The sequence below is a fragment of the Agrobacterium rubi TR3 = NBRC 13261 genome, from assembly GCF_000739935.1.
GTDB classification, from domain to species: domain Bacteria; phylum Pseudomonadota; class Alphaproteobacteria; order Rhizobiales; family Rhizobiaceae; genus Agrobacterium; species Agrobacterium rubi.
Genome location: NZ_BBJU01000003.1, coordinates 304622 through 331345, shown reverse-complemented (window position 1 = coordinate 331345; position 26724 = coordinate 304622). Strand labels below are relative to the sequence as shown.

The 26724-nt window shown below is 55.5% G+C and carries 24 protein-coding genes; 16 read left to right on the top strand and 8 right to left on the bottom strand.

What is annotated here, in order from left to right:
* Window positions 1–49: 49 nt before the first annotated feature.
* Together mcpU and RRU01S_RS02920 are read left to right on the top strand one after the other, a co-directional pair.
* A complete protein-coding gene (gene mcpU, locus RRU01S_RS02925) occupies window positions 50–2134 on the top strand; it encodes a methyl-accepting chemotaxis protein McpU (protein WP_045228786.1) in 2085 nt (694 codons plus the stop codon).
* Between the two features lie 341 nt (window positions 2135–2475).
* On the top strand, window positions 2476–2958 hold the full coding sequence (locus RRU01S_RS02920; protein ID WP_045228785.1) for a DUF2938 domain-containing protein: 483 nt from the start codon (window positions 2476–2478) through the stop codon (window positions 2956–2958).
* 50 nt (window positions 2959–3008) lie between these two features.
* Here the strand turns inward: RRU01S_RS02920 and ypfJ are convergent, their stop codons facing one another.
* Both ypfJ and RRU01S_RS02910 read right to left on the bottom strand, forming a co-directional pair.
* Window positions 3009–3902, bottom strand: a complete 894-nt coding sequence (gene ypfJ / locus RRU01S_RS02915) for a KPN_02809 family neutral zinc metallopeptidase (RefSeq protein ID WP_045228715.1) — start codon at window positions 3900–3902, stop codon at window positions 3009–3011.
* A gap of 59 nt (window positions 3903–3961) precedes the next feature.
* Entirely contained in the window at window positions 3962–4630 is a 669-nt protein-coding gene (locus tag RRU01S_RS02910) for a glutathione S-transferase family protein (RefSeq protein ID WP_045228714.1), read from the bottom strand.
* Window positions 4631–4889: 259 nt separating this feature from the next.
* Here RRU01S_RS02910 and carB point away from each other — a divergent pair, with 259 nt between their 5' ends.
* Window positions 4890–8375: a carbamoyl-phosphate synthase large subunit gene (gene carB, locus RRU01S_RS02905; protein ID WP_045228713.1), complete on the top strand. Its 3486-nt coding sequence runs from the start codon at window positions 4890–4892 to the stop codon at window positions 8373–8375.
* 105 nt (window positions 8376–8480) lie between these two features.
* Entirely contained in the window at window positions 8481–8927 is a 447-nt protein-coding gene (locus RRU01S_RS02900) for an SRPBCC domain-containing protein (protein WP_052815926.1), read from the top strand.
* On the opposite strand, the gene RRU01S_RS02895 is transcribed toward RRU01S_RS02900, so the two are convergent.
* Both RRU01S_RS02895 and RRU01S_RS02890 read right to left on the bottom strand, forming a co-directional pair.
* Window positions 8919–10403, bottom strand: a complete 1485-nt coding sequence (locus RRU01S_RS02895) for a UdgX family uracil-DNA binding protein (protein WP_045228711.1) — start codon at window positions 10401–10403, stop codon at window positions 8919–8921. The genes RRU01S_RS02900 and RRU01S_RS02895 overlap by 9 nt on opposite strands.
* Window positions 10403–11635 carry a putative DNA modification/repair radical SAM protein gene (locus RRU01S_RS02890; RefSeq protein WP_045228710.1) on the bottom strand — a complete coding sequence of 411 codons (1233 nt, stop codon included), beginning with the start codon at window positions 11633–11635 and terminating at the stop codon, window positions 10403–10405. The genes RRU01S_RS02895 and RRU01S_RS02890 overlap by 1 nt, the downstream gene beginning before the upstream one ends.
* A 222-nt stretch (window positions 11636–11857) precedes the next feature.
* Between RRU01S_RS02890 and greA the strand changes: the two genes are divergently transcribed.
* The gene (greA, locus tag RRU01S_RS02885; protein WP_045228709.1) at window positions 11858–12334 is read left to right on the top strand and encodes a transcription elongation factor GreA; all 477 of its coding nucleotides are present in this window, start codon (window positions 11858–11860) and stop codon (window positions 12332–12334) included.
* Between the two features lie 31 nt (window positions 12335–12365).
* Window positions 12366–13424 carry a glycosyltransferase family 4 protein gene (locus RRU01S_RS02880; protein WP_234935999.1) on the top strand — a complete coding sequence of 353 codons (1059 nt, stop codon included), beginning with the start codon at window positions 12366–12368 and terminating at the stop codon, window positions 13422–13424.
* Here the strand turns inward: RRU01S_RS02880 and RRU01S_RS02875 are convergent.
* Together RRU01S_RS02875 and RRU01S_RS02870 are read right to left on the bottom strand one after the other, a co-directional pair.
* On the bottom strand, window positions 13408–14430 hold the full coding sequence (locus RRU01S_RS02875) for a glycosyltransferase (RefSeq protein ID WP_045228708.1): 1023 nt from the start codon (window positions 14428–14430) through the stop codon (window positions 13408–13410). The two genes, RRU01S_RS02880 and RRU01S_RS02875, sit on opposite strands and share 17 nt — an antisense overlap.
* Window positions 14427–15248 (bottom strand): glycosyltransferase family 2 protein, encoded by an 822-nt coding sequence (locus RRU01S_RS02870; protein ID WP_209806510.1) that lies wholly within the window; start codon window positions 15246–15248, stop codon window positions 14427–14429. Before RRU01S_RS02870 ends, RRU01S_RS02875 begins: the two co-directional genes overlap by 4 nt.
* Window positions 15249–15548: 300 nt before the next feature.
* Between RRU01S_RS02870 and gmd the strand changes: the two genes are divergently transcribed.
* From gmd to RRU01S_RS26670, 4 genes are read left to right on the top strand one after another with little or no spacing between them, the layout of a single operon-like run.
* The gene (gene gmd, locus RRU01S_RS02865) at window positions 15549–16619 is read left to right on the top strand and encodes a GDP-mannose 4,6-dehydratase (protein WP_045228706.1); all 1071 of its coding nucleotides are present in this window, start codon (window positions 15549–15551) and stop codon (window positions 16617–16619) included.
* A gap of 3 nt (window positions 16620–16622) precedes the next feature.
* Complete coding sequence (gene fcl, locus RRU01S_RS02860; protein WP_045228705.1) at window positions 16623–17558, top strand: GDP-L-fucose synthase; 936 nt, start codon at window positions 16623–16625, stop codon at window positions 17556–17558.
* 38 nt (window positions 17559–17596) lie between these two features.
* Window positions 17597–18580, top strand: coding sequence for a glycosyltransferase family 10 domain-containing protein (locus RRU01S_RS24950; protein WP_052815921.1), 984 nt, complete (start codon window positions 17597–17599; stop codon window positions 18578–18580).
* A 21-nt stretch (window positions 18581–18601) separates the two neighbouring features.
* A complete protein-coding gene (locus RRU01S_RS26670; RefSeq protein WP_052815919.1) occupies window positions 18602–19138 on the top strand; it encodes an LbetaH domain-containing protein in 537 nt (178 codons plus the stop codon).
* A gap of 91 nt (window positions 19139–19229) precedes the next feature.
* Here the strand turns inward: RRU01S_RS26670 and RRU01S_RS02845 are convergent, their stop codons facing one another.
* On the bottom strand, window positions 19230–20096 hold the full coding sequence (locus tag RRU01S_RS02845; protein WP_045228704.1) for an alpha-1,2-fucosyltransferase: 867 nt from the start codon (window positions 20094–20096) through the stop codon (window positions 19230–19232).
* 260 nt (window positions 20097–20356) lie between these two features.
* Between RRU01S_RS02845 and RRU01S_RS02840 the strand changes: the two genes are divergently transcribed.
* From RRU01S_RS02840 to RRU01S_RS02830, 3 genes are all read left to right on the top strand, one after another.
* On the top strand, window positions 20357–21217 hold the full coding sequence (locus RRU01S_RS02840) for a hypothetical protein (protein WP_045228703.1): 861 nt from the start codon (window positions 20357–20359) through the stop codon (window positions 21215–21217).
* Window positions 21218–21251: 34 nt separating this feature from the next.
* Entirely contained in the window at window positions 21252–22055 is an 804-nt protein-coding gene (locus tag RRU01S_RS24945) for a glycosyltransferase family 25 protein (RefSeq protein WP_052815915.1), read from the top strand.
* A 184-nt stretch (window positions 22056–22239) separates the two neighbouring features.
* Window positions 22240–23196, top strand: coding sequence for a glycosyltransferase family 2 protein (locus RRU01S_RS02830; protein ID WP_045228780.1), 957 nt, complete (start codon window positions 22240–22242; stop codon window positions 23194–23196).
* A gap of 11 nt (window positions 23197–23207) precedes the next feature.
* On the opposite strand, the gene RRU01S_RS02825 is transcribed toward RRU01S_RS02830, so the two are convergent.
* Window positions 23208–23675, bottom strand: coding sequence for an Lrp/AsnC family transcriptional regulator (locus tag RRU01S_RS02825; protein WP_045228702.1), 468 nt, complete (start codon window positions 23673–23675; stop codon window positions 23208–23210).
* Window positions 23676–23919: 244 nt separating this feature from the next.
* Here RRU01S_RS02825 and trxB point away from each other — a divergent pair, with 244 nt between their 5' ends.
* From trxB to RRU01S_RS02810, 3 genes are all read left to right on the top strand, one after another.
* A complete protein-coding gene (trxB, locus tag RRU01S_RS02820; RefSeq protein WP_045228701.1) occupies window positions 23920–24894 on the top strand; it encodes a thioredoxin-disulfide reductase in 975 nt (324 codons plus the stop codon).
* Window positions 24895–24917: 23 nt separating this feature from the next.
* The gene (locus RRU01S_RS02815) at window positions 24918–25814 is read left to right on the top strand and encodes a LysR family transcriptional regulator VtlR (RefSeq protein WP_045228700.1); all 897 of its coding nucleotides are present in this window, start codon (window positions 24918–24920) and stop codon (window positions 25812–25814) included.
* A gap of 589 nt (window positions 25815–26403) precedes the next feature.
* Window positions 26404–26694, top strand: coding sequence for an ArsR/SmtB family transcription factor (locus RRU01S_RS02810; RefSeq protein WP_045228699.1), 291 nt, complete (start codon window positions 26404–26406; stop codon window positions 26692–26694).
* Window positions 26695–26724 lie beyond the last annotated feature (30 nt).

Sequence of the window (26724 nt, the reverse complement as noted above, 5' to 3'; positions counted from 1 at the left end):
TGTTTTCATCAAAAACCCGGTATTCCCGGTCTCCTTTCGAGGTCCCGAATTGTCCAAAAAATCCAATTTGATGACGCGCATCGTCGTTGCAGCGTCCTGCGTCGTGATTGCAGCCTTCGCAGGATTTTCGATTTACATCGATGGCCTCCAGCGCGACGCGGCCAACCATTTCGTCGAAGACAAGATCAATGCGGCTGGAAAGCAGTCGGCCCAGAGCATCGCCAACTGGCTGAATGGCCGCGTCATGATGACCGAAATGGTCGGCGCAGCGATGACAAAGGCCACCACGCAAGAACGGCTGGAACTTCTGTTGCAGAACGACATTCTGTCGCGCGAATTCAAATCCGCCTATTTTGGCGATGAAGCAGGCGCTTACAACAATTTCCCGGTCCAGAAGATGCGCGACGGCTATGACGCGCGCCAGCGTCCTTGGTACCAGGCCGCCGTTAAGGCCAATGCAACGGTGTTGACCGAGCCCTACACGGACGCCAGCACCGGAAAGCTCGTGGTCAGCGTCGCCCTGCCCGTCAAACGCGATGGCAAGCTGGTTGGCGTTGCCGCCAGCGACTTCCTGCTGGCGACACTGGTTTCCATGATCCGCTCTGTCGACGCCGGTAACGAAGGCTATGCGTTTCTGGTCAACAAGGACGGCAAAATCCTGATCCATCCCGACGAAGCGATGGTCAACAAGACGCTGACCGACCTCTTCCCGGTCGCGACCCCGAAAATTTCGCAGGCCGTCTCTCAGACGCAAATCGGCGACGCTGACAAGATCACCAGCTTCATTCCCGTCCCCGGCCTGCCCGGCGTCGAGTGGTCGGTGGGTCTTGTCATCGACAGCAACACGGCTTTCGCATCCATCTCGCAGTTCCGCATCGCAGCCGTCGTCGCCACCATCTTGGCTGTTGCCGGCATGATTGCGTTCCTGGCATTCCTCGTCAACAGTCTGGTCATCAAGCCTGTGACCCAGATGACGTCTGCCATGGACGAGCTTGCCGCGGGCAATCTGAATGCGGCGATCCCCGGACAGGAGCGCACCGACCAGATCGGCTCCATGGCAGCGGCGGTCGCCGTCTTCCGCACCAATGCGCAGGAGCGTCTTCGTCTGGAAGGCGACGCCGAACAGACCCGCAATCTGTCCGAGCACGAGCGCAGCGAACGCGAACGGACCGCCACCAAAGACGCGGCCGACATTCAGTTTGCCGTCAATGCTCTGGCCGAAGGACTTGCCCATCTGTCCGACGGCCATATGGATTACCGCATCAATACACCGTTCGTGGCCCATATCGACCGCCTGCGTGAAGACTTCAACGGTTCGATCAGCAAGCTCAATGCTGCCCTTGTCACCGTCGGCCAGAACGCCCGCGCCATCGATGCCGGTGCCAGCGAAATTCGCCAGTCTGCCGACGATCTTGCCAAGCGCACGGAACAGCAGGCGGCGTCAGTGGAAGAAACGGCAGCGGCACTGGAAGAAATCACCACGACCGTCAAGGATTCGGCAAAACGCGCCGAAGAAGTTGGCCGTCTGGTGGCCCGCGCCCGCGCCAATGCCGAACAGTCCGGCGTCGTCGTTGGCGATGCGGTCAAGGCCATGGAGGGCATCGAGCAGTCCTCCTCCGGCATCTCCAAGATCATCGGCGTCATCGATGAAATCGCCTTCCAGACCAACTTACTGGCCCTGAATGCCGGTGTGGAAGCGGCGCGTGCCGGCGAAGCGGGCAAGGGCTTTGCTGTCGTGGCGCAGGAGGTGCGCGAACTGGCGCAAAGATCTGCAAACGCCGCCAAGGACATCAAGACGCTCATCAGCGCCTCGACAACACAGGTGGAATCGGGCGTTTCGCTGGTCGGCAATGCTGGCAAGGCATTGGAAACCATCGTGGCGGAAGTGCAGGAGATCAACCAGCACATCAATGCCATCGTGCTTGCATCGCGCGAACAGTCCACCGGCCTGCAGGAAATCAACACCGCGATCAACACCATCGACCAGGGCACCCAGCAGAATGCCGCCATGGTCGAGGAGCAGACCGCGGCAAGCCACGGCCTAGCGTCCGAAGCCGCCGCCCTGAACGACCTGTTGGCGCAGTTCAAGCTGGCGAATGGCCGTAGCAGTAACAGCTACAGCCGCGCTGCCTGATCTGGTGGCCACATGAGAAGACCAGAGGCGTGACCGGAATAACGGTCACGCCTTTTTTGTTAGGACGGGCGGCATGGGTTATCGCGTAGCTATGAAGAGACGGCAGCGCCCCAATCGCCCCGTCATCCTCGGGCTTGACCAGAGGATCTAACCACGCATCCGTGTACTCCCCTGTCGAATGCGGTGGAACGGCGGCAGATCCTAGGGACAAGCCCTAGGATGACGGTGGGAGGAAGTGTCTCGCCTCCATCCCTCCGAAACCACCACCAAAGCCACCTTGTAGACCCGCCCAAAAGCCTACACCTTACCGATACACACTTGTGAGTCGGATGGAGGACGTCATGGTTTGGGAAATCGTCTGGCGTGGCGTCGCGATGGGCATTGGCGGCACGATGTTCATGGATATCTGGGCAATCATTCTGCACAGGTTCTTCCATCAGCCCGCCCCGAACTGGGGACCTGTGGGACGGTGGTTCTGGCATTTGCCGAAGGGCACCGTGTTCCATGACAACATCGCGAGGGCAGCGCATTACGAGCACGAAGTCGCGCTCGGCTGGATATCCCATTACGCCGTTGGCATCATCTACGGCGTTCTGCTTGCGGTGATCGTACCTTCCGGGTGGTTTGCCGCACCGACGTTTCTTCTGCCGTGGATCGTTGGCATCATTACCGTCGGCGCTGGGTGGTTTCTGCTGCAACCGGGTCTTGGCATCGGCTGGGCGGCGTCCAAAACACCCAACCCCAACAAGGTACGTGCCCTGAACCTCATCGCACACACGATCTTCGCACTCGGCATGTTCGTGGCGGCGCTGATCATCCACTGACACGCAAAAAAGGGGGCTTCCGCCCCCTCTCCCAAGTCTCGACCGTTCAATCAAATATCCGCAGAGAACGTATCGCAGTCTTCGATGCGACCGCTGTCGAAGCCGCGGCGGAACCATTGGGCGCGCTGGGCGGATGTTCCATGGTTGAAGCTATCAGGCACGACATAGCCCTGCGTTTGCTTCTGAAGCGTGTCATCGCCGATCTGGTGTGCCGCATTCAGAGCCTCTTCCAGGTCACCCGTTTCCAGGATGCCCTTCTGCTGCGTAGACTTGCCCCAGATGCCAGCGTAACAATCCGCCTGCAACTCGACGCGAACCGACATCTTGTTGGCATCGGTTTCGCTCATGCCCTGGCGCTGACGGTTGAACTCCGGCAACACGCCGGTGAGGTTCTGGATATGGTGGCCCACCTCATGCGCAATCACATAGGCTTGGGCGAAATCACCCGACGCGCCAAAACGCTGGTCAAGTTCGCGGAAGAAGTTCGTGTCCAGGTAGACCTTGCGGTCTTGTGGGCAATAAAAGGGGCCGCTGGCCGCAGACGCCGTGCCGCAACCGGAACGCACCTGACCGGCAAACAGAACCAAAGTCGGTTTCTCATAGGTTTCGTTCGAGGCTGCAAATATCTTGCCCCAAGTGTCTTCCGTCTCTGCCAGCACGGTTCGCACGAAGGCAGTGGTATCATCGCTGGACTGGCCTTGAGGCCGCGTGCCGGTGGTTTGCTGGCTGGCGCTATCAGTGGAAACGTCACCACCGGACAGCAGCGTCATCGGATTGATGCCCAGCGCCCAGCTTATCAGCAGAATGACGACGAGACCGCCAATGCCAATCCCGCCGCCACGGCCACCGGTCGGCAGGCGAAATCCGCCGCCACCGCCGCTGCCCGATGACATGCCACGTCTGTCTTCAATATTGTCTGATTGTCGCCGTCCGCGCCACTGCATGCCAGTCTCCCCTTAAATGCGACGTTATAACGCAAATGAGAGCAGTCCGTTCCCGCACATCAACTTTGCGAGAACACATAGGCCCCACCCTTTTTCAGCGCGCGCTGATAAGCAGGCCGTGCGCGGATGGTTTCGAGGAAGCGCCGGATGGCTGGCCGCTCTGCCGCACCGGCTGCCCGGCTCATCGCCGCTTCCACCGGAAAACTCATGGCAATGTCTGCGCCGGTCAGCTCGCTTCCGGCAAAAAGACCGTCCTTTGTAAGCTCCGCTTCCCAGTATGACGTGTGGTCAGCCAGCTGCGGATCGATGAGCTTGCTGAACACGCCCTTCGAAATCAGCTGAGCCACAGGCCGCAGGAAGAACGGCACCTGACCGGGAATACGCGAAAACAAAAGCTTGAGCAGAAGCAGCGGCATGGCAGAACCCTCGGCATAATGCAGCCAATAGACATAGCGCCTGTAGGCGTCCGTGCCCTGCTGCGGTCGGAATGCGCCCTGCCCATAAGTGTCGATCAGATATTCGATGATCGCACCGCTTTCGGCGTAAACCGTGCCTCCATCTTCGATCACGGGCGACTTGCCGAGCGGGTGCACCGCCTTGAGGCTCTTTGGCGCGCGCATGTCTGGACCGCGGGCATAGGTCTTGACCTCATAGTCGAGGCCGAGTTCTTCGAGCAGCCATAAAATGCGGTGCGCGCGGGAGTTTTCGAGATAATGAACGGTGATCATAAGGCCCTGTTCTGTCGTTTTAGAAACAAACGTAATTCATTCAAATATCTCTACGTTTTTACGAGACGAAAGGATCAGCCTGCAACACAGATATATAAGGAGCCAACTTTCCTGTCGGAAACAGAAGATTCGGGGTTCCGTTCACCAAAACATTTGCCTATAAGCCGCTTCTAGCCTGAAAAGATTGAAATTGCGCGCCCGACCGGTGACCTTTCACCGTGGCCGGTTTTTTGCGCAACAAAAAAGCGGAACGAGAGCCATGCCGAAGCGCGAAGATATCAAGTCCATCCTTATCATCGGCGCGGGTCCGATTGTCATCGGTCAGGCATGCGAGTTCGATTATTCCGGCACACAGGCATGCAAGGCGCTGAAAGAGGAAGGCTACCGCGTCATCCTCGTCAACTCCAACCCCGCCACGATCATGACAGACCCCGGTCTGGCCGACGCAACTTACGTTGAGCCGATCACGCCGGAAGTCGTGGCCAAGATCATCGCCAAGGAACGTCCCGACGCGCTGCTGCCCACCATGGGTGGCCAGACGGCGCTGAACACGGCGCTTTCGCTGAAGCGCATGGGCGTTCTCGACCGCTACAATGTCGAGATGATCGGCGCAAAGCCCGAAGCCATCGATATGGCCGAAGACCGCGCCCTGTTCCGCGAAGCCATGAAGCGCATTGGTCTGGAAACGCCTAAGTCGATGCTGGCCAACGCCACCGACATTAAGGACGCAGACCGCAAGACGCATGAAGCAGCCCGCGCCGACCTGAAGGCAAAGCTTTCAGGCGCCGAGCTCGACAAGGCGCTCGACAACCTCGAAAACCAGTGGAACCTTGGCGAGACGGACCGCAAGCAGCGCTATATCAGCCACGCCATGGCCATTGCCGCGCAGGCCATCGATGTCGTCGGCCTGCCAGCCATCATCCGCCCGTCCTTCACCATGGGCGGCACCGGCGGCGGCATTGCCTATAACCGCTCGGAATTCTTCGAAATCATTGGCGGCGGTCTCGATGCATCGCCGACCACCGAAGTGCTGATCGAAGAATCGGTTCTCGGCTGGAAGGAATATGAGATGGAAGTGGTCCGCGACAAGGCGGACAACTGCATCATCATCTGCTCCATCGAAAACATCGACCCGATGGGCGTACACACAGGCGATTCGATCACGGTCGCCCCTGCCCTGACGCTGACGGACAAAGAATACCAGATGATGCGCAATGCATCGATCGCCGTCCTTCGCGAAATCGGCGTCGAAACTGGCGGCTCGAACGTACAGTTCGCCGTCAACCCGAAAGACGGCCGTCTGGTCGTCATCGAAATGAACCCGCGCGTGTCGCGCTCGTCTGCGCTCGCCTCCAAGGCCACCGGCTTCCCGATTGCCAAGGTCGCGGCCAAACTCGCTGTCGGCTACACGCTGGACGAACTGGACAACGACATCACCGGCGGTGCAACGCCTGCGTCGTTCGAGCCATCCATCGACTACGTCGTCACCAAGATCCCGCGTTTCGCCTTCGAGAAATTCCCAGGTGCATCGCCGATCCTCACCACAGCCATGAAGTCGGTCGGTGAAGTCATGGCCATTGGCCGTACCTTCGCGGAGTCGCTTCAGAAGGCCCTGCGTGGCCTCGAAACCGGCCTCACCGGTCTCGATGAGATCGAAATCCCCGGCTACGAAGAAGGCGAAGGCTCGAAGAACGCCATCCGCGCCGCTATCGGCACGCCGACGCCGGACCGTCTGCGCATGGTCGCGCAGGCGCTGCGCATGGGCATGTCCGAAGCCGAAGTGCATGAAAACAGCAAGATCGACCCATGGTTCATCGCCCAGTTCAAGGCCATCGTGGACATGGAAGCCCGCGTGCGCGAACATGGCCTGCCACAGGACGCTGAAAACCTGCGTTCGCTCAAGGCCATGGGCTTCTCCGATGCCCGCCTCGCCAGCCTGACCAAGAAGCGCCCGAAAGAAGTGGCGGAACTGCGCAACAGCCTCAATGTTCGCCCGGTCTTCAAGCGCATCGACACCTGCGCTGCCGAATTTGCCTCGCCAACCGCCTATATGTACTCCACCTACGAGACGCCTTTCGTTGGTCAGCTGCGCTCCGAGGCGCAAGTTTCCGACCGCAAGAAGGTCGTCATTCTCGGTGGTGGTCCGAACCGTATCGGCCAGGGCATCGAGTTTGATTATTGCTGCTGCCACGCCGCCTTCGCATTGAAGGACGCGGGCTTTGAAGCCATCATGATCAACTGCAACCCGGAAACCGTCTCCACCGACTACGACACCTCCGACCGCCTGTATTTCGAGCCGCTGACGGCTGAAGACGTGATCGAGATCATGCGGGCCGAGCAGGAAAAAGGCGAACTGGTCGGCGTCATCGTGCAGTTCGGCGGTCAGACACCATTGAAGCTGGCCGAAGCGCTTGAAAAGAACGGCATTCCGATCCTCGGCACTGCGCCTGATATGATCGACCTTGCCGAAGACCGCGACCGTTTCCAGAAACTGCTGATGAAGCTGGACCTGAACCAACCGAACAACGGCATCGCCTATTCCGTCGAGCAGGCGCGCCTCGTCGCCTCCGAAATCGGCTTCCCGCTGGTCGTGCGCCCATCCTACGTTCTGGGTGGCCGCGCCATGCAGATCATCCATTCCGAGGGACAGCTCCAGACATACCTGCTGGACACCGTTCCGGGCCTGGTGCCCGAGGACATCAAGCAACGTTACCCCAACGACAAGACCGGCCAGATCAACACGCTGCTGGGCAAGAACCCACTGCTGTTTGATAGCTACCTGACCAACGCCGTCGAAGTGGACGTGGATGCATTGTGCGATGGCGAAAATGTCTTCGTTTCCGGCATCATGGAGCACATCGAAGAAGCCGGTATTCACTCCGGCGACAGCGCATGCTCGCTGCCATCGCGTTCGCTGTCCGAAGAGACGCTGAACGAGCTGGAGCGTCAGACGACGGCCATGGCCAAGGCGTTGAACGTCGGCGGCCTGATGAACGTGCAATATGCCATCAAGGACGGCACGATTTACGTTCTGGAAGTCAACCCGCGCGCCTCGCGGACCGTGCCGTTCGTCGCCAAGACCATCGGCGCGCCGATCGCCAAGATCGCCGCCCGCATCATGACCGGCGAAAAGCTGGATGCAGCAATTGCGGCCTATGGCGAAAAGCCCGATCCGCGCAACCTCAAGCACATCGCAGTCAAGGAAGCCGTCTTCCCGTTTGCCCGCTTCCCCGGCGTCGATATTCTGCTGGGACCGGAAATGCGCTCCACCGGCGAAGTCATCGGTCTCGACACGGATTTCGCCCTCGCCTTCGCCAAGGCGCAGCTCGGTGCAAGCGTCGACCTGCCCCGCTCGGGTGCGGTGTTCGTTTCGGTTCGCGACGAAGACAAGGAACGCGTCCTGCCCGCCATCCGCCATCTGGTGGAGATCGGTTTCAAGGTTCTGGCAACCGGCGGCACACAGCGCTTCCTCGCTGAACAGGGCATCAATGCCGAAAAGATCAACAAGGTTCAGGAAGGGCGTCCGCACATCGAAGACGCCATCCGCAATCGTCAGGTCCAGCTGGTCATCAACACGACGGACAGCAACAAGGCGATCTCGGACTCGAAATCGCTGCGCCGCGCAACGCTGATGCAGAAGGTGCCCTACTACACGACGATGTCCGGCGCCGAATCCGCAGCGCTTGCCATAAAGGCGCTCAAGGCCGGCAGCCTCGACGTGCGGCCTTTGCAAAGCTATTTCTGATAGGGGCAGCCAGTCGCGATGTCGACGCAACCCGGCCTGCAAACTTGTTGGCCGGGTTTCTTTTGCCAAAGTTCGCCCCTTTCGGCTGGAGGAATGGTGAGGACCATGACCGAAAAAATGGAAATCTTTAACGAGAGACTGTTTTTGGTTGATCGCGAAACATTGTTTCAAACATTCGCCGATCCCGCGCTTTTGGAACAATGGTGGGGTCCGCACGGCTTTACCAACACAATTACCACGTTCGATTTTCGCCCCGGCGGCACATGGGCCATAACCATGACGGCCTCTGATGGCACCGATTTTCACAATGTTTCGACGTTCCGCGATGTAACGGTGCCAGAACGCGTTGTTTTCGTACATCACGAGCCGATGCACGTTTACACGATGGACATGGAGTTCATCGCAGAACCGAACGGTACGACTCTGCGCTGGCACATGGTGTTCGATGCGACGACTGACATTCTGCAACTCAAGAAATTCATCGCAGCCGCCAACGAGCAAAACTTCGATCGTCTTGACATGCTTCTAAAAGAGATGGCGGCATCAGCCTGACACGATGGCGGGTGCGGCTTGTACCGTCTCCATCAGTCTGTGAACCGCCTGCATATCCTCGCGGAATTTCTGCATCTCTTCCCGCTTTTTCTGCTCATCCGGAATGCGCAACAGATAGGAAGGGTGAACGGTGATGAACAGCATCCTGCCGCCCTCCATCGGCATCGGCTTGCCGCGTAGGTCAGACAGTTTTTCTCTCAACTCGGTCAAGGCAAAGACCGCCGTGGCACCCATGGCAACGATAAGCTTTGGCTGCACCAGATCGATCTCGCGCGTCAGCCACCAGCGACAACGCTGCACCTCGCCAGCATCAGGGCGCTGGTGGATGCGCTTCTTGCCGCGAGCCTCGTATTTGAAGTGCTTGACGGCATTGGTGACGTAGATCGCCTTGCGATCCATGCCAGTCTCGCCCAGTACCTGATCGAACACCTTGCCCGCCGGACCGACAAAGGGACGCCCGGCCAAATCCTCGACATCGCCCGGCTGCTCGCCGACGATCATGACGTCAGCATTGGCTGGCCCCTCCCCGAACACCGTTTGCGTGGCCTTGCAGTGTAGCGGACAGAGCGTGCAGCCCTGCGCCTCGTGCTTCAATCCTTCCAACGTATCGGCATCGGGCAACGTGGGCACCGGTTTGCTGTCAGCAGCGGCCTGAAGGCGATGGTGGAAAAGTTGCGGCTCGGTTGCAGCCTTGGCACCCATCTCCAGCACACGTCTTTCGGCGTTGAGGATCAGGTCTGGAATGAGGTCTGCCTCGGGCAGGTTCTTCCAGTATTTCTTCGGCATCTCTGCTGTCATCGCCTTGATCTTCAGTCGCGCCGGATTGAAGATGTTGGCGTAGTAGGTGCGCCAAAGCTCATCGGTCTCGTCTGAGAGATCGGGCTGCTCTGCGGAAAGGCGTGACGTTTCCAGTGTCTCTCCGTCCCAACGCGCTGAACCCTTCGGCGTCAGGATCAACCAATCCATATCCGTGAAGCGCCGCTGGAAGAAGGCCGCCTTGCGCTCAACGATGAAATGATCCGGCTCGAACCACGCAATGAACTGCCGCCGTCCGACACAATCTTGCGGCAGCGGCACTTCTTTGAAACGCACGAAAGCCGTCATCTTATGACTATCGCGACGAACGGATTTCTCCATTTTTCGTGCTTCGGCCACATCGGGGTCGGACTTGAACTCCAGCAGTGCTCTGTCCTGCCCCAAACGCCACAGAAGACGATAGAGCAGCGCAAAGCGGGTCGGATCGCTGTGACAGATAATGGTCTGCGCAAACGGCATGAAGGCTGCGGGCACATTCACGCTGGCGCCAACAACGGCCTGCGGAACGCGATCTCCCTCCTCGAACCCGAAGAGGCCCGTCTCTTCACCACGAAGTCGCCATTCGATCTCATGCGGCGCGACATTCGCTGATAAGAAGGCGCGGGCAGCATCTCGCCACTCGCCAAAATCCCCCCGCCCCTCCAGCGACACTCGATACATCAGAGCAACGACAATTGTTCAGGCTGCGGCGCAAACATGGCGCGCAAATCCGGCCGTTCCGTCAACTTGCCCGGCGTCCAACCGCCTGCCACCACGAAGGCTTTCACCTTTTTCAATGACACGCCGAATCGGGCGATATCTTCCAGCCGCAATTGCCGAAACCGGCGCGACGAGAGAATGGACTTCACCGTCTTGGTGCCAAATCCAGGCACGCGCAACAGCATTTCGCGGTCCGCTTTGTTCACATCGACGGGAAATTTCTGCCGGTTGGCCAGCGCCCAAGCCAGCTTGGGGTCGATATCGAGATCCAGCATGCCATCCTTTTGGGTCGAGGCGATCTCATCGATATCAAAGCCGTAGAATCGGTACAGCCAGTCGGCCTGATACAGCCGATGCTCCCGCATCAAGGGCGGCTTGATCAAAGGCAGATTTTTAGACGAATCGGGGATCGGGCTGAAGGCGGAATAATAGACACGCCGCAAACCGTAACTGCCGTAGAGGCGCGCACTCGTGGACAGGATCGTGGTGTCGTTGGCGCCATCTGCACCGACGATCATCTGCGTACTTTGGCCCGCAGGCGCAAATTTTCTGACGCGTTTCGTCTGCAGCGTCGGCTCACCCGCCTCCTCGATCTTCAGGCGAATATCGGCCATGGATTTGCGAATGTTGATCGGCTGCTTTTCCGGCGCGAACCGCCCGATACCGCTATCGGTCGGAAGCTCTATGTTGATCGACAAACGGTCGGCATAAAGCCCAGCCTCTTCCACCAGACGCGCCGATGCCTCGGGAATGGACTTGAGGTGGATATAGCCGCGGAAGCCATGGGTCACCCGCAACTCCCGCGCCACGCGAACCAGTTCCTCCATCGTATGATCCGATGAGCGAATGATGCCAGACGACAGAAACAGCCCTTCGATGTAATTGCGGCGATAAAATTCCAATGTCAGCCACACCACTTCCTCCACAGTGAAGCGCGCCCGCTCGACATTGCTGGAGGAGCGGTTGATGCAATAGGCACAGTCGTAAATGCAGAAGTTGGTCAGCAGGATTTTCAATAGCGAAATGCAGCGCCCATCTGGCGCATAGGCGTGGCAAATGCCCGACCCTTCGGTCGATCCCAATCCACCCGATGCAGACGAATTTCGTTTCGTCGTGCCACTGGAGGCGCAGGACGCATCATACTTCGCCGCATCGGACAAAACCGCCAAACGTTCTTTTATTGACTTTTTCATAAGTTTGTTCACTATATGTTCTTGTATTGAAAGTCAATATCTGAATATGATGAGGCGGTTATTTTACGAGAAGTTGAATGCTTCAAATTCTCTGGCAATTCACTCCCGTCTTCTGATATAGTGACGGAAATTGTGATTTTGACATGGTTCCGTAGTTTTGCTCCGGAACCTGTTTCTTTTTGTGTCTGCGGGTACCGCAGTTCGAATGCGAAGGAAGAAAAAATGGTAGAAAAAGTACCAATGACCCAGGGTGGATTCGTCAAGTTGCAGGAAGAACTCCGCTTTCGCCAGCAGGAAGAACGTCCTCGGATTATCGAGGCAATTGCAGAAGCGCGCGCCCATGGCGACCTCTCTGAAAATGCGGAATACCATGCCGCCAAGGAAGCGCAGAGCCACAATGAAGGCCGCGTTGCCGAACTGGAAGACCTGACGGCCCGCGCCGAGGTGATTGACCTCTCGAAAATGTCCGGCACCACCATCAAGTTCGGTGCAACGATCAAGCTCGTGGATGAAGATTCCAACGAACAGAAGACCTACCAGATCGTCGGCGACCAGGAAGCCGACGTCAAGCAGGGCCGCATCTCCATCTCTTCGCCCATCGCCCGTGCGCTGATCGGCAAGGAAGTCGGAGACAGCATCGAAGTAAATGCGCCCGGCGGTTCACGCGGCTACGAAATCCTCTCCATCAACTGGGGCTGATCGAACGCTCCCTGCCTGCGAGATCCCGATTTTGCCCCATATTGACTTGGCTGATGTTCGCGTGCTCGCGCCAAACTTCAAGCGCAGGCTTTCCGGCGTGACATCCACCATCATCCAGCTTCTGCCTGTGCAAAACACGCAGGGGCAGAAGGTGGCGGCCATCGGGCCGGGTCTGCCCGACAGCCTGCCGCATGTTCGCTTTCGCGATCTGTGGCGGCTATGGCAATGGGGGCCGGACCAAAAGCCGAGAGTCTGGCATGCGCGGCGCAACATCGAAATGCTGCCGGGCATTCTCATGCGCTATGTTTTGCGCATGAGGTTGAAGCTGGTGTTCACCTCCGCGTCTCAACGCAAGCACAGTGGCTGGACGAAATTTCTGGTGTCGCGCATGGATGCGGTGATCGCAACCAGCGGCAAGACAGCATCCTATCTCGACGTTCCCAGCACCGTCGTCATGCATGGCATCGACACCGAACGCTTCTCACTACCCGCCGACAAGGCGCAGGCCAAACAGACACTTGGCCTCGATGTTTCTCAAAAACACATCGGCTGTTTCGGCCGGGTGCGTCACCAAAAAGGCACCGATCTCTTCGTCGATACGATGATTGCGATCCTGCCACAGACGCCTGGTTGGTCAGCCATCATCGCCGGCCGGGCGACCGGGCCGCATATCGAGTTCGAAAACGGCTTGAAAGAAAAGGTCCGCGCTGCGGGTCTTGCAGACCGCATCCTGTTTGTCGGCGAACACACCGATATCAATCGCTGGTATCAGGCGCTCGATCTGTTCATCGCCCCCCAGCGCTGGGAAGGTTTCGGTCTGACGCCGTTGGAGGCGATGGCAACCGGCGTGCCTGTGATTGCCACCGATGTCGGCGCGTTTCCAGAGCTCGTAACAGCTGAGACCGGCGAGGTCATCGCCAGAAACCAGTTGGATGTCATGGCGAAAACGACGGTGCGATGGTTGAATGACGAGGCCAAGCTGGCAACGGCATCCATCGCCGCCCGCCGGCACGTGGCCGAACATTTCACCATCGACGGTGAGGCCGAACGCATCGGCCGCATCTATGACATGGTCAAGGCTTCCGCTTGAAAAGCTCCATATAGGCCGATGCCACCGCGTCCTCCGAAAACTGGTTCATCAGCGTTTCATAGCCGCCATCGGCAACCCGTTGCGTCAACGCCTTGTCATTCAAGAGATTTGCGATAGCCGAGGCAAAACTTTCCTCCTGGCCGATCTCTGCCAAGAGCCCGTTTTCGCCATCGCGCATGAACCAAAGTGGCCCCTCGGATTTGGAGGACACCACCGGCTTTTTCTGCGCCCAGGCTTCCAAAATCACATTGCCGAGCGGCTCGTGGCTGGAAGGCATGACGAAGATGTCGGCTGCCGATACGTAGGCTCGCGTGTCGTCCTGCCAGCCGATGAACCGAACGCGCTCGCGCATTCCCCGCGCATCGACCTGTGCTTCCAGACTTTCCCGTTCCTCGCCATCGCCTGCCAGCCAGAGATAAACGCCCGGCAGGGTCGCGACCGCATCGATCAGCGTGTGAAACCCCTTGCGCTTCACAAAACGCCCCATGCTCATGACCAGGGGCACGCCGTCGGGCGTATCCAGCGACGCCCGCGACACCGGCGCGATCTGTTGTGTGCTGGTGAAGTTGGAGATGACCTCCACACCGCGCGTCCAACCCAGCGCGCGGACATGCTCGCCAATGCCCGGCGTGTTGCAGACGAGGATGTCGGTATTCTTGAAGTAATCCAGCTTCGTCGGGTAGTCGCCAAGACGCGAAAGCTTGATGCAGCCTTTGTAATTCGGCATCAATCGGCTTGGCCGCGTCGCCCACGACATCAGCGCGTTCGGTTGCTCATGGCGCGCCATGCGCATGACCTTCATCGGCAGCAGGATCCGGTCGGGTGAAAAATTACGAAAGTTGCTTTCGATGATGCCACACACGCCATCGATCTTCTTGCGCCAAAGGCGATTGGGCCTGATGACCGCGGTTTGCTCGACACCGCGACGTGCAAGCGCGTTGACCAGATGCACAAAAAACCGCTCGGCGCCGCCATCCTTGCCAAGGTGATAATGCATGACTTTCATGATTTGCCTCTCCCGCGCTCCATGTCATCGACATTGGGCCGGCGTTTCAGCGCGTGACGCTGATAAATTTTTGCCTGTGTGAGAAGCGCATAGATGCCGCCCGTTGCCGCTTCGATAAAGCCGGGCACACCACAACGCCACAGCCCGTTGCGGAAATACAGCCGCAGAAAATAAAGCCAAGGCGAAAACAAAAGCTTGGAAAGCTTGGCATCGCGCCCTTCCGAAAACTTCTGGTCCGCCTTCAGGGTCGAATATTTGTTCTCTTTCAGCATCTGCTCGTCGATGATGAGAGGCCGGTAATGCAACAGGCTTCCCTTCTCGGACGCACGGACATCACCCTTGGGCACGATACCCTCGTGCACTTTCTGGGCCAGATCGTAGGCGCCTTTGCCGGCACGGATCAGCCGCAAGTTTTTTCGCTCCCGCACGTTTTCAGGCGTATAACCGTAACCGATCAGATACGGTCTGCGCGCGACCTTCCAGCCGACGACACTTTCCGGCGCAGACAACAAGTCAGGCAATGCGGCCCGCAAAGCAACATCCAGCCGCTCGTCAGCATCGATGTTGAGACACCAGGGTTGCGTGCATTGCTCCAGCGCAAACTGTTTTTGCCCCGCATATCCGCGCCAGGGCTCGAACATGAACCTGATCGGCCAGCCCCTATCGACGTAGGATTGCACAAGGGCCTGGGTGCCATCCGTGGAGCCGGAATCGACGATCACGATCTCCGCGCAGTCCGCAAGGCTCTCGATGCAGTTGCCGAGATAGGCCTCTTCGTTCAGGCAGATGATGAATGCGGAGACACTGTGTTTGGTCATCATTTCTCTTACATCAAACGGGTGGGACACCTTTCGGCAGTGCCTGACCACGCAACCCTTTGTCTATAGGATTGCACGACGTGGCATTGCAAGCATCCGACCGCGCAAAAACAGCTGTAGCACCGCAGGCCAAGCCCATCAGGCTCGGCTCATCGGGAAATCGGAGGTTTATTTTAAATCCCACTTGAGATATCGCAAAGCGACAAAGCCCACTGGCATAGAGCCGTAAACGGTACCCGTGGGCTGCGATAGGAATGAGCGCATTGGCAGGCAGCACAGATCAAGGTGAGAGCGGATCACATGACGGACACAGCAAAAGTAGCCCTGATAACCGGCGTTACCGGACAGGACGGAGCCTATCTCGCCCAGCTGCTGCTCGATAAGGGCTATATCGTCCATGGCATCAAGCGCCGCTCTTCATCGTTCAATACGGGGCGCATCGAAAACATCTATCAAGATCCGCACGAGGAAAACCCACGATTTTTCCTCCATTATGGCGACATGACGGATGCGACCAATCTCATCCGCATCGTTCAGGAAACCCAGCCGGACGAGATTTATAATCTCGCCGCCCAAAGCCATGTGCAGGTCTCCTTCGAGACGCCTGAATATACCGCCAATGCAGACGGCATCGGCGCATTGCGCCTGCTGGAAGCAATCCGTATTCTGGGGCTGGAAAAGAAGACTCGGTTCTACCAGGCCTCCACATCAGAGCTTTACGGCCTCGTTCAGGAAGTGCCCCAGCGCGAGACGACGCCGTTTTACCCGCGCAGCCCCTATGCCGCTGCCAAGCTCTATGCCTACTGGATCGTCGTCAATTACCGCGAGGCCTATGGCCTGCATGCGTCAAACGGCATTCTGTTCAATCATGAAAGCCCGCTGCGGGGCGAGACCTTCGTAACACGCAAGATCACGCGTGCCGCGGCCGCCATCAAGCTGGGGCGGCAGGACAAGCTCTATCTCGGCAATCTCGATGCCAAGCGCGATTGGGGCCACGCAAAGGAATATGTGCGCGGCATGTGGTTGATGCTGCAGCAGGACGTGGCCGAAGATTATGTGCTGGCAACGGGTGAAACGACGCCGGTGCGCACATTCGTGGAATGGGCCTTTGCAGATGTCGGCTTTACGCTGGAATGGCAGGGACAAGGCGTCGACGAAAAAGGGATCGATACCGCCACAGGCAAGGTCCTGGTGGAAGTCGACCCGCGCTATTTCCGCCCGACAGAGGTGGATTTGCTGATCGGCGATCCGACCAAGGCACACGAGAAACTGGGCTGGAGACACGAAACGTCGGTGCGCGAACTGGCGCGGGAAATGGTCGAGAGCGATTTGCGGATCATGCAATCCGACGCCATCGTGAAAGGCCTGTGATCCATGAGCGGCTATGAGCTGAGCGGAAAGCGGGTCTGGGTTGCAGGCCATCGCGGCATGGTGGGGTCTGCCATCGCGCGCAGGCTGGAGCGGGAGAACTGCGAGGTTCTGACAGTCGGCCGCGGTGACGTCGATCTTTGCAACCAGGCGCAGACCGCCGAATGGATCGCACGCACCAAACCCCAGGCCGTCTTTCTCGCCGCCGCCAAAGTCGGCGGCATCCTGGCCAATGACACGCGCCCGGCGGAATTTCTCTACGAAAACCTGATGATCGAAAGCAATATCATTGATGCCTCCTACCGCGCCGGCGTCGAAAAGCTTCTCTTCCTCGGCTCATCCTGCATCTACCCCAAATTCGCCGACCAGCCGATCACGGAAGACGCGTTGCTGACAGGCGCGCTCGAGCCGACGAACGAATGGTACGCCATCGCCAAGATCGCTGGCATCAAGCTGACACAGGCCTATCGCAAACAATATGGATGCAACTTCATCTCCGCCATGCCGACGAACCTCTACGGCCCCGGCGACAACTTCGATCTCACCTCAAGCCACGTTTTGCCCGCGCTGATCCGCAAGGCCCACGAGGCCAAGCTGCGTGGCGACACGGAAATGGTCATCTGGGGCACCGGCACCCCTCGCCGCGAGTTTCTACATGCCGACGATTGCGCCGACGCACTCGTCTTTCTGATGAAGACCTATTCCGACGAAAGCCACGTCAACGTCGGCAGCGGCGAAGACATCTCCATCCTCGACCTCACCAAGCTGATCTGCGAAATTGTTGGATTCAAAGGCGAGATCAAGCATGATCTCAGCAAGCCGGACGGCACGCCGAGAAAGCTGATGAGTGCGGAAAAGTTGCGGGCGATGGGTTGGCAGCCGGGGATTAAATTGACCGAGGGCGTCGAAGCCACCTATCAGATTTTCAAGACAATCAGTTAGCCAGCTATTCGAAGCATGCAGTTGTGAAAAGGTCCGTTATGACGATTAAGGCTGGCTTCATCTCATCCGCCCCAGGTTGGCATTGGATACGCCAGTTTCCCAATTCCGAGCCCGTTTGGAACGGAGTCGAATTTTCGTTTGAAGGTGATTTTGCAGATTGCGACATCGTCTTTGTTTACGATGCGATACCCGATAGCTTGACCAAACGGCTGGTCGCGAAGCGCTGTATGTTCGTCGCCTCAGAACCGCCGAGCGTCAAGGTTTACGACAGTGATTTTCTGTCGCAGTTTGATTGCATTCTGACGCCAGACCTTCAGACACCGCATCGCGACAAACGCACAGGACCGCTGGGTCTTCCGTGGCTGGTCGGCGCTTATGATGCCGATGGTAGGCAATCATCGCGTCCAATGACCTACAATGATTTCAGAGATTACCGGCCATCCAAGAGCAAGCTGATTTCAGTTGTCTCTTCTAACAAAGCCTTTACCCCCGGCCATCGCTTGCGTCTCGAATTTGTCGAGAAGCTGAAGTCCCACTTCGGGGACAACATCGACGTCTTTGGCCGCAACATAAACGGATTTTCAGACAAAACAGAAGTATTGTCCGCCTATCATTACCATATCGCCATCGAAAACAGCGCATATCCCCATTATTGGACGGAGAAAATATCAGATCCACTTCTGACGCTCACCTATCCGATATACTATGGCAGCCAAAATATTGGTGATTATCTGGACAATCGATCCTTTACGGCTATCGATATCAACGATCCAGACAGTGCTATTTCATCGATAAAAAAAATTATTGAAGCCAATACAGCGGAGGTATGCAGACCTCACCTGGAGAAAGCCCGCGATCATATATTAAACCAATTTAACATCTTCAATATCTTGTCTAACTATGCACAGGAATCAGGACGAGTTCCAGCAAAAGAGCGCGTTTTAGTTGCCGAAAAAAAATATGAAAAAAAGAAGAAACGCCGACGGAATCTGGTCAGAATTGTACGGAAAATATTTCGCTAAACGACCGATGGAGACCGTTTCATGTTTTTCAAAAAGAAAAAGAAGAAAGACCATACGCACTCGACATCAAAAGTATCGCTGTCCAGTAGAGTTAGTAAAGATTCGATTATCGGTAAATATTGTTATATTGGTGAACGCTGCGACATAACAAAAGCCGAAATAGGAAATTATGTCTCCATTGCCAACAATGTTTCAGTTGGCCCAGGAGAGCACAGTCTCAGCAAAATATCCACGAGCAGCCTATTTTACGATGAACCCTATTTAAATCTGACCGAGGGACATTGTAGAATAGAAAGCGACGCATGGATTGGTGTGGATTGTATCATAAGGCGTAGAATAACCATAGGTATCGGAGCGGTCGTCGGCGCAAATTCATTTGTAAATTCAGATGTCCCTAATTTTGCAATCGTTGCTGGGTCACCAGCAAGGATAATTGGTTACAGGTTCAACAATGCAAGCCAAAACCTCGTACTGGCGAGCGAGTGGTGGAACCTGAATCTTGATGACGCAAAAATCGCATTAAAGGAACTCTCCAAGACGATAGCGAAGATGAATTGAATTGCTCTATCGAGAGCATTTGATCACTTAAGGGCAGTCCTCGTCGGAACTCCGCTTCACATCTGCCTCGGCGATCTTTAACGAGGCACTTTCAACTCAGCCGCTCCCACTCGCTTGGCACTAAATCGCTATCATCATGTTTCTGAGAGCGAAACCAGTGCTTAGGCGCCAGAACATGTTTATCGTGACGAGGATTGAGCCAGGCTCCCCACCAGCTGAAAGTGCTGTTGGCGATGATATGCGAGCGACAAGATGCCATCAGATGCATATCCTCCCCGTCACGTCCGTCTGATTGCGGCTCTACAAAAAACATCTCCCCGATGACCGGCAGATTCTGCCGAGCCCATGCCACATCATCGGAAAAAACAAAAAACGTCGAGCCGTGAATCCGGTCTGCCATTTTCTGCATCGATGCCTCATACCACCTGGGTTCGCACGTGCCATGGACAGTATTGGCGGTCGGATTCGACACATAGTCGCCCCTGCGAACATGCACTGAAACGGGATGATGCGCAGCCCGAATTCTAGACAGAATGGCCTGCCTCTCAATGCTAAAGGGCTCTTTCAAAGAGAAATCTCGACGGATAATATCAGAATACTGGGAAAAGTATTTCTGCGTCTGCCAATACCCCAAAAGATAAACTGATCGTCGCAGTTCCAATATTTTAGGATCAAATAAAAGACCCTTCTCGACTATTCGTACTGCACGGTTACGATTTTTTATCGACGTAACGAGCTTTCCATAAAGGCTGTTACGCTCTTTGAACGGAATATCTTTTTCTGATGCGATTTCCCCAACAATGTTAAATTGGTCCAGTTGCAGAGAGCGCAATGTGTCAAACCGCATCTCTCTAAGGTCGAGCTTAAGTGGTAGGCCACTTGACAGCGATAGCGATCGACCGGCTGCGTACTGAAACATTTGATTTCCGAGCCCACCGAGGATGCGCGTTATAATCATTGACTTTTTTCCTGCGACGTTGAATCCACGGGCATTGAACTCAACTCCTTAAAGGGAAAATAGATCGGATTAAAGGGATTGGCGACTGAAACGTCAGTAATATCGTCTCGTTAAATCAAGCCAAGCGCTCACTTGTTTGCTGCGGCTACTTGATCAAAGACGAAAGCTGGTTAGAAACGAGCCCACGGACACATGGTGTCCGGTTCAGTGTTTTGAGTGGCGCGAACAATCTCAGGCTCAGCAGTTAGATGTGTTAGAATATGAGCAGTGTACAGCGGGAATTATCAAGAATTAGCCGTCAAATTCACTCGGTCTGTGCGCCTTTGATAACACGATTGAGATGGCACCATAGCAAAGTGTTTCATGCGACGATCAAACGACATGATCTACCCCGTCAGCTTCTCATTTCTTTGACGTCTTATCCGCCGCGATTTAAGAAATTGCACCTTACACTGAAATCGCTTCTTACCCAGTCAGTGAAACCCGACCAAGTCGTGTTGTGGATAGCTGAAGCGGATATGGGGCTGTTACCTCAATCCGTCTTGAGGCTACAGTCACAAGATTTCCAGATAAAGTCGACGCAAGACCTGAGATCTTATAAGAAGATCATTCCAGCCCTAGCCCACTACCCAGACGCCTTTATCGTGACTGCAGATGATGATCTCTACTATCGCCGTGACTGGCTAGCCCAAATGGTCGACGCCCAGATCAAGCATCCGGGACACATTATTTGTCACCGAGTTCATCAGATCAGGCAATCGAATGATAACCATTTTAAAGCTTATCGTCATTGGCCAAAAAATTCGCCAGTAACAGGGAACTCAAAATCTTACTTCCCTACTTCCGGCGCGGGCGCGCTCTACCCGCCGGGTAGCTTGAGCGAGAAAACGAGTGATGTCGATGAACTCCTTCGACTCGCACCCTATGCTGACGACGTGTGGCTCTATTGGATGGCGCGTCTAGCAAAAACGGAAATTTACAATCTTGGAAACAGGGATTTGCTGATCGCATGGCGCGGTTCGCAGTCGTCTACCCTTTACAAGATAAATGTGATTGACTCACAGAATGACACTCAGATAGCTGCCATGGGCAGCCATTTTGGTTACCCACCCCTCGAATAGAGACAAGTCTTATAGCGCCATGAAGTGTTTGGTTGTGAACCTTGATCGCTCAGTCGATCGTCTCCCCCATGTCGTCCAAGAGTTTGAAAAGAACGATCTCACCTTCGAGCGTGTGAGTGCGGTGGATTGGCATGATCTTAAAGACATCAATTTGAATGAGCTGACAAAACGGTCGGTCAAGTTCAAAAAACTAACTTATCCTGCCATCGCTTGTTTCCTCAGCCATCGAAAATGCTGGCAATTGATCGTTGACGGTCTAGACGAGTATGTGGCGATATTTGAGGATGACGTCATCCTGTCTCAGAAGGCGAAGAAATTTCTGGACGATGTAAGTTGGATTCCGCACGGCGCCAACATCATCAAAATCGAAACGGAAATGTTTCCGATTTTAACAGGGTCTCAAATTCACAGGATTGATGACGAGCACGCATTGAGGATTTTAAAGGGCCAGCACAATGGCACCTGTGGGTATATCGTATCCCGAACTTACGCAAAATATCTGCTGTCAATATCAGAGAAACTATACTGTCAGGTGGATGTTTTCCTGTTCGATCCAAGGGCTGAGCCGATGCGGGAGAATGTGGTTTACCAAATGGCACCAGCAATTTGCATACAAAAACAATTCTACGCGAACAAAAAAGATGACTTTGAAAGCACGATCATGGTGAAGCAGAGGCACATCAAGGGCGCCGAGAAAGGCCTCCTATCCAAATTATCAAGAGAACTGAAGCGGCCAGTCCTCAAAAATATATTATATTTTTACGATCATTCGCTACCCCAACTCTCCTATATTCTGAATAGAAAAAAACTGAGCAGGATTATCGTCGATTTCAATTGATATGCTTGCCCAGCGAAAACATTATTCTAAACTATTCTTTTTTAGAGGCAATTAATATGCGAAACCTGCTTGGACTTAAACGACATCAAGCCGAAACATTATCTCCATGACCACGAAAAAGCCCGTCGCGCAGTATCCCAGTGAAGCTGGACCAAAGCAGTACAACCGTCCGTTGGCTCATCGCTTGATGACATGGATAGAAAGTTCCCGCGTTTCACGACGGGAAAAGCGAGATAGGAAGCATATCGAGCTCAGGCCACAAACGCCCGTCTCGACCTTGTCTCAAGACGATTTGCCATTGGTTGTCGTGAGCCACAACGAAATCAACATCCTTTCCAGTTTTCTGGAGCACTACCGAAAACTGGGTGTTACTCGTTTTATCTTCGTTGATGATGTGTCGACGGATGGAACCCGCGAATTCTTGGCGAGCCATCCGGATGTCGATCTCTGGACGTCGCCGATTCGCTTTGCTGAAGCACGGCGGGGACGTCAGTGGCGAGAGCAGTTGTTCGACACATACGGGAAAAATCGCTGGTATCTCAATCTCGATTCCGACGAGTTTCTTTTTTTCGCGGATAGTGAAACCCGCAGCATTCAAAATTTAATTGCTATACTCGAAGCGGAAGGGGATAAGCGTCTCGCAGCACCGATGTTGGATATGTATCGTACATTTTTGGGAGAAGAGAAAAGCTCAAATACGCTACCTTGGCAATTCTCGGATCATTTCGATCGACAAGGTTACGATATGTCCGTGGGAAAGCGGGGCATCAGCATCAAAGGCGGTCCGCGCGGACGAAAGTTCAACGAACAGAACGAACTGGTGAAGTACCCGCTAATATATTGGGATGACGAATGCCTTTTTGGCAGCAGTATCCATCGCCCTTTGCCTTACGGACGCAATTTTCCAAAGAACTGGGGTGCGCTTCTGCATCTGAAATTCTTTGTGAATTACAAAGAGAAAATCTCCGAAGCCGTCGATGACAAGCAGCACTATGGCGGATCGTCTCACTACGTCAAATTACTAGAAGAAATTCAAAAAAGCGGCTCTCTCAACTTTTACGATGAACACATCTCAGTCAAATTCACAGGCTCGAAACAACTTGTCGATCTAGGGTTTATAACACCAATCAATTGGAAGTAGGCCGAACAAGCCTACACCCCCACCAGCCCTGCCCGCTTCACCTGCCGGATGGTCAGCATCGTGCGCACCGTGTCCACGTGTTCGTCGGCAGTCAGCACTTCGATGACGAAGTCCTGGAACTGGGTGAGGTTTGCGGCGACGCAGTGGAGGAGGAAATCGCTGTCACCGGAAACCATCCAGGCTTGGCGCACCAGTGGCCAGCGGTCGGTGGCGGCGGCAAACGCTTTGAGGTTGGTTTCGGATTGGCGTTTCAGTCCCACCATGCAGAAGGCCACGAGATCGAATCCCAGTTTTGGGGCGTTGAGCATGGCGTGATAGCCTTCGATGATGCCAGCCTCTTCCAGCTTGCGCACACGCCGCAGACAGGGTGGTGCAGAGATGCCGACGCGGTCTGCCAGCTCGACATTGGTCATGCGCCCGTCACGCTGCAATTCGCGCAGTATTTTCAGATCGATGGCATCAAGTTCGACGCTTGCCAATATGCTCTTCCTTGATTGAGCTGGAATGCTTCCTTCTACTCTTCACGACGGGATTCGCAATAATCCTTCAACACCGCGACACAAAATTGCGTGTTCTGAGCCTTCTGCCCTGTTGGTAACGCAAGGCTGCCCTTGAATATCTGCACTGGACCCTCTTAAATACCAGGCATTGAAGGGGTGCACCGTGGTTGAGCTATCACATCGGCTCCCAAATCCCACTTCCCTGTTTTGAAAGGAACGATCCATGTCCGCCCGCCACACCAAGGTCTTGATCATCGGCTCCGGCCCTGCTGGCTATACCGCTGCCATCTATGCGGCCCGCGCCATGCTGGACCCTGTGCTGATTGCCGGTATGGAACAGGGTGGGCAGTTGATGATCACCACCGATGTTGAAAACTATCCCGGCTATGCAGACCCGATCCAGGGGCCGTGGCTGATGGACCAGATGTTGAAGCAGGCGACGCATGTCGGCGCTGAAATCGTCAACGATCTGGTGACCGAGGTTGAAACCACCCGCCGCCCGTTTACGGTCAAAACCGATTCCGGCGCGGTGTGGACCGCAGATACGCTGATCATCTCCACCGGCGCCAAGGCCAAATGGCTGGGCATTGAGAGCGAACAGCAGTTTCAGGGTTTTGGCGTTTCCGCCTGCGCCACCTGCGATGGCTTCTTCTATCGCAACAAGGACGTGATCGTGGTCGGCGGTGGCAACTCCGCTGTCGAAGAGGCGCTCTATCTGTCCAACATCGCCAAGACGGTGACCGTGGTCCACCGTCGCGACAGCTTCCGGTCTGAGAAAATCCTTCAGGAACGCCTTTTCGCGAAGGACAACGTCAACATCGTCTGGAACAGCGAAATTGCCGAAATCACCGGCACCCCTGCCAAGCATCCCATGCCGCCCTCGGTCACGGGTGCCAGGGTTCGCAACACCAAGACCGGCGAGATCACCGAAATGCCCGTCCACGGCGTTTTCGTTGCCATCGGCCATGCGCCCGCGGTCGAACTCTTCAAAGATAAGCTGAAACTGAAGCCGAACGGCTATATGTGGACGGCACCCGATTCTACTGCCACCAACATCGACGGCATATTTGCAGCCGGTGACGTGACGGATGACACCTACCGGCAGGCGATTACCGCCGCTGGCATGGGCTGCATGGCCGCGCTTGAGGCGGAACGATTTCTCGCAGCGCAAGCTCCGCTTGCCGTTGCTGCTGAATAAGAAAGGGTACGACCCGCATGCCTATGCCATTGGACTGGGACAAACTGCGCATATTTCATGCGGCAGCCGAAGCAGGCTCGTTCACACACGCCGCAGACAAGCTGCATCTGTCCCAGTCGGCCATCAGCCGTCAAGTCAGCGCGCTGGAGCAGGATGTCGGGGTCAAGCTGTTTCACCGCCACGCGCGCGGCCTGATTCTGACCGAACAGGGTGAGTTGCTCTATAGAACCGCCCATGACGTTCTTCTGAAGCTCGAAACCGTCAAGATGCAACTGACGGAAACGACGGAAAAGCCGAGCGGCAAGCTGCGCGTCACCACCACCGTCGGCCTCGGCCAGGGCTGGCTGACGGACAAGGTGCAGGAGTTTCTGCAGCTTTATCCTGAAATGTCGATCCAGCTCATCCTCGACAATGAGGAACTGGACGTGAACATGCGTCACGCCGACTGCGCCATTCGTCTGCGCCAGCCGCAGCAATCGGACCTCATTCAGCGCAAGCTGTTTACCGTGCATATGCACGTCTACGCGGCGCCCTCCTACATCAACCGCTATGGCGAGCCGCAGTCGATCGAAGATCTGGACACCCACAAGATCATTTCCTTCGGTGAACCAGCGCCGAACTACCTGCTGGACGTCAACTGGCTGGAAAATGCTGGTCGCTCGTCGGACAACACCCGCATCGCGCACCTGCAGATCAACAGCCAGACGTCGATTAAGCGCGCCTGCCTGCTGGGAATCGGTATTGCCTGCCTGCCGGACTATATTGTCGGGCGTGATCCTGGCCTTATTCAGTTGTCTCTGCCCGCAGATATTCCGTCATTCGATACCTATTTCTGCTACCCCGATGAATTGAAGAATGCGGCGAAACTGAAAGTCTTCCGCGATTTCGTCGTGGCGAAGGCACGCAACTGGAATTTTTGATCGCTAAGCGAATCAAAAATACTTAAAAAATCGATCAATATCAGTATCTTATGGAGCTTATCTGGCTTCGGGCATGGGTCGCTTGCCTTGTAGATTTGCGAAATAAATATGACGGCTGATGACAGTGATGCACTGCACGCAGGGCTGTTGTGCACAAAAAAGAGTTGAATGCTGCCCAAAAAAGCAACATATCGCACACAGCTGATGCACACGGCGGCTTTTCCTCCCAGTTCCGCCGCGTCAGCTGTTCCCCTCTGGAGGTTATTTAACCTTCACACTTATAAGGGCCCTGGAGCAATCCGGTGGCCCTCTTTTTTTACCCGCAATAAATTTCTGCAAAACCAGACGTTTATGAGATGAATCGCCCTTGTTTTCAGGCGCTTGGCTTTCCATATTGAAATCAGCTGTCGCAGATGCTTCTCGCATCGGGCGGCTGTTCCCCTCTGGAGGTATTTACCTTCAAAACTGTCAGGCCGCGGAGCAATCCAGCGGCCTTTTTTTTGCTCAGTCAGATTTAAAAATTTGCACCGCCCTTGATATCGATTTTTGTCGATATAAATATCGGTATGGACAGATATGCGGAAACGATATGAACCACGAAGACGCCCTGAAGGCCATTGCACATCCCATACGGCTGAAGTTTCTGGAATGGCTGAAAGAGCCGGAAAAGCACTTTAGCCAGGCACATCCCTTCACCATGGGAGTTTGCGCCCATCAGTTTGAGATCAGCGGCCTCTCACAATCAACAGTCTCCTCTCACCTTGCGGCTTTGCAAGCTGCCGGGTTGGTACGGTCGCGAAAGGTGGGGCAATGGAACTTCTATGAGCGTGACGAGGAAAATATCGCGGAATTTCTGACCTATCTGAACCAGAAGCTTTAGGCGCCGTTCAGGCGCTCTCTATCAACCAGA

Coding starts and splice junctions, on each gene's coding strand:
- RRU01S_RS02920 (WP_045228785.1), top strand. CDS start 2,476: ATGGTTTGGGAAATCGTCTGGCGTGGCGTCGCGATGGGCATTGGCGGC.
- ypfJ (WP_045228715.1), bottom strand. CDS start 3,902: ATGCAGTGGCGCGGACGGCGACAATCAGACAATATTGAAGACAGACGT.
- RRU01S_RS02910 (WP_045228714.1), bottom strand. CDS start 4,630: ATGATCACCGTTCATTATCTCGAAAACTCCCGCGCGCACCGCATTTTA.
- carB (WP_045228713.1), top strand. CDS start 4,890: ATGCCGAAGCGCGAAGATATCAAGTCCATCCTTATCATCGGCGCGGGT.
- RRU01S_RS02900 (WP_052815926.1), top strand. CDS start 8,481: ATGACCGAAAAAATGGAAATCTTTAACGAGAGACTGTTTTTGGTTGAT.
- RRU01S_RS02895 (WP_045228711.1), bottom strand. CDS start 10,403: ATGTATCGAGTGTCGCTGGAGGGGCGGGGGGATTTTGGCGAGTGGCGA.
- RRU01S_RS02890 (WP_045228710.1), bottom strand. CDS start 11,635: ATGAAAAAGTCAATAAAAGAACGTTTGGCGGTTTTGTCCGATGCGGCG.
- greA (WP_045228709.1), top strand. CDS start 11,858: ATGGTAGAAAAAGTACCAATGACCCAGGGTGGATTCGTCAAGTTGCAG.
- RRU01S_RS02875 (WP_045228708.1), bottom strand. CDS start 14,430: ATGAAAGTCATGCATTATCACCTTGGCAAGGATGGCGGCGCCGAGCGG.
- RRU01S_RS02870 (WP_209806510.1), bottom strand. CDS start 15,248: ATGACCAAACACAGTGTCTCCGCATTCATCATCTGCCTGAACGAAGAG.
- gmd (WP_045228706.1), top strand. CDS start 15,549: ATGACGGACACAGCAAAAGTAGCCCTGATAACCGGCGTTACCGGACAG.
- fcl (WP_045228705.1), top strand. CDS start 16,623: ATGAGCGGCTATGAGCTGAGCGGAAAGCGGGTCTGGGTTGCAGGCCAT.
- RRU01S_RS24950 (WP_052815921.1), top strand. CDS start 17,597: ATGACGATTAAGGCTGGCTTCATCTCATCCGCCCCAGGTTGGCATTGG.
- RRU01S_RS26670 (WP_052815919.1), top strand. CDS start 18,602: ATGTTTTTCAAAAAGAAAAAGAAGAAAGACCATACGCACTCGACATCA.
- RRU01S_RS02845 (WP_045228704.1), bottom strand. CDS start 20,096: ATGATTATAACGCGCATCCTCGGTGGGCTCGGAAATCAAATGTTTCAG.
- RRU01S_RS02840 (WP_045228703.1), top strand. CDS start 20,357: ATGAGCAGTGTACAGCGGGAATTATCAAGAATTAGCCGTCAAATTCAC.
- trxB (WP_045228701.1), top strand. CDS start 23,920: ATGTCCGCCCGCCACACCAAGGTCTTGATCATCGGCTCCGGCCCTGCT.
- RRU01S_RS02815 (WP_045228700.1), top strand. CDS start 24,918: ATGCCATTGGACTGGGACAAACTGCGCATATTTCATGCGGCAGCCGAA.
- RRU01S_RS02810 (WP_045228699.1), top strand. CDS start 26,404: ATGAACCACGAAGACGCCCTGAAGGCCATTGCACATCCCATACGGCTG.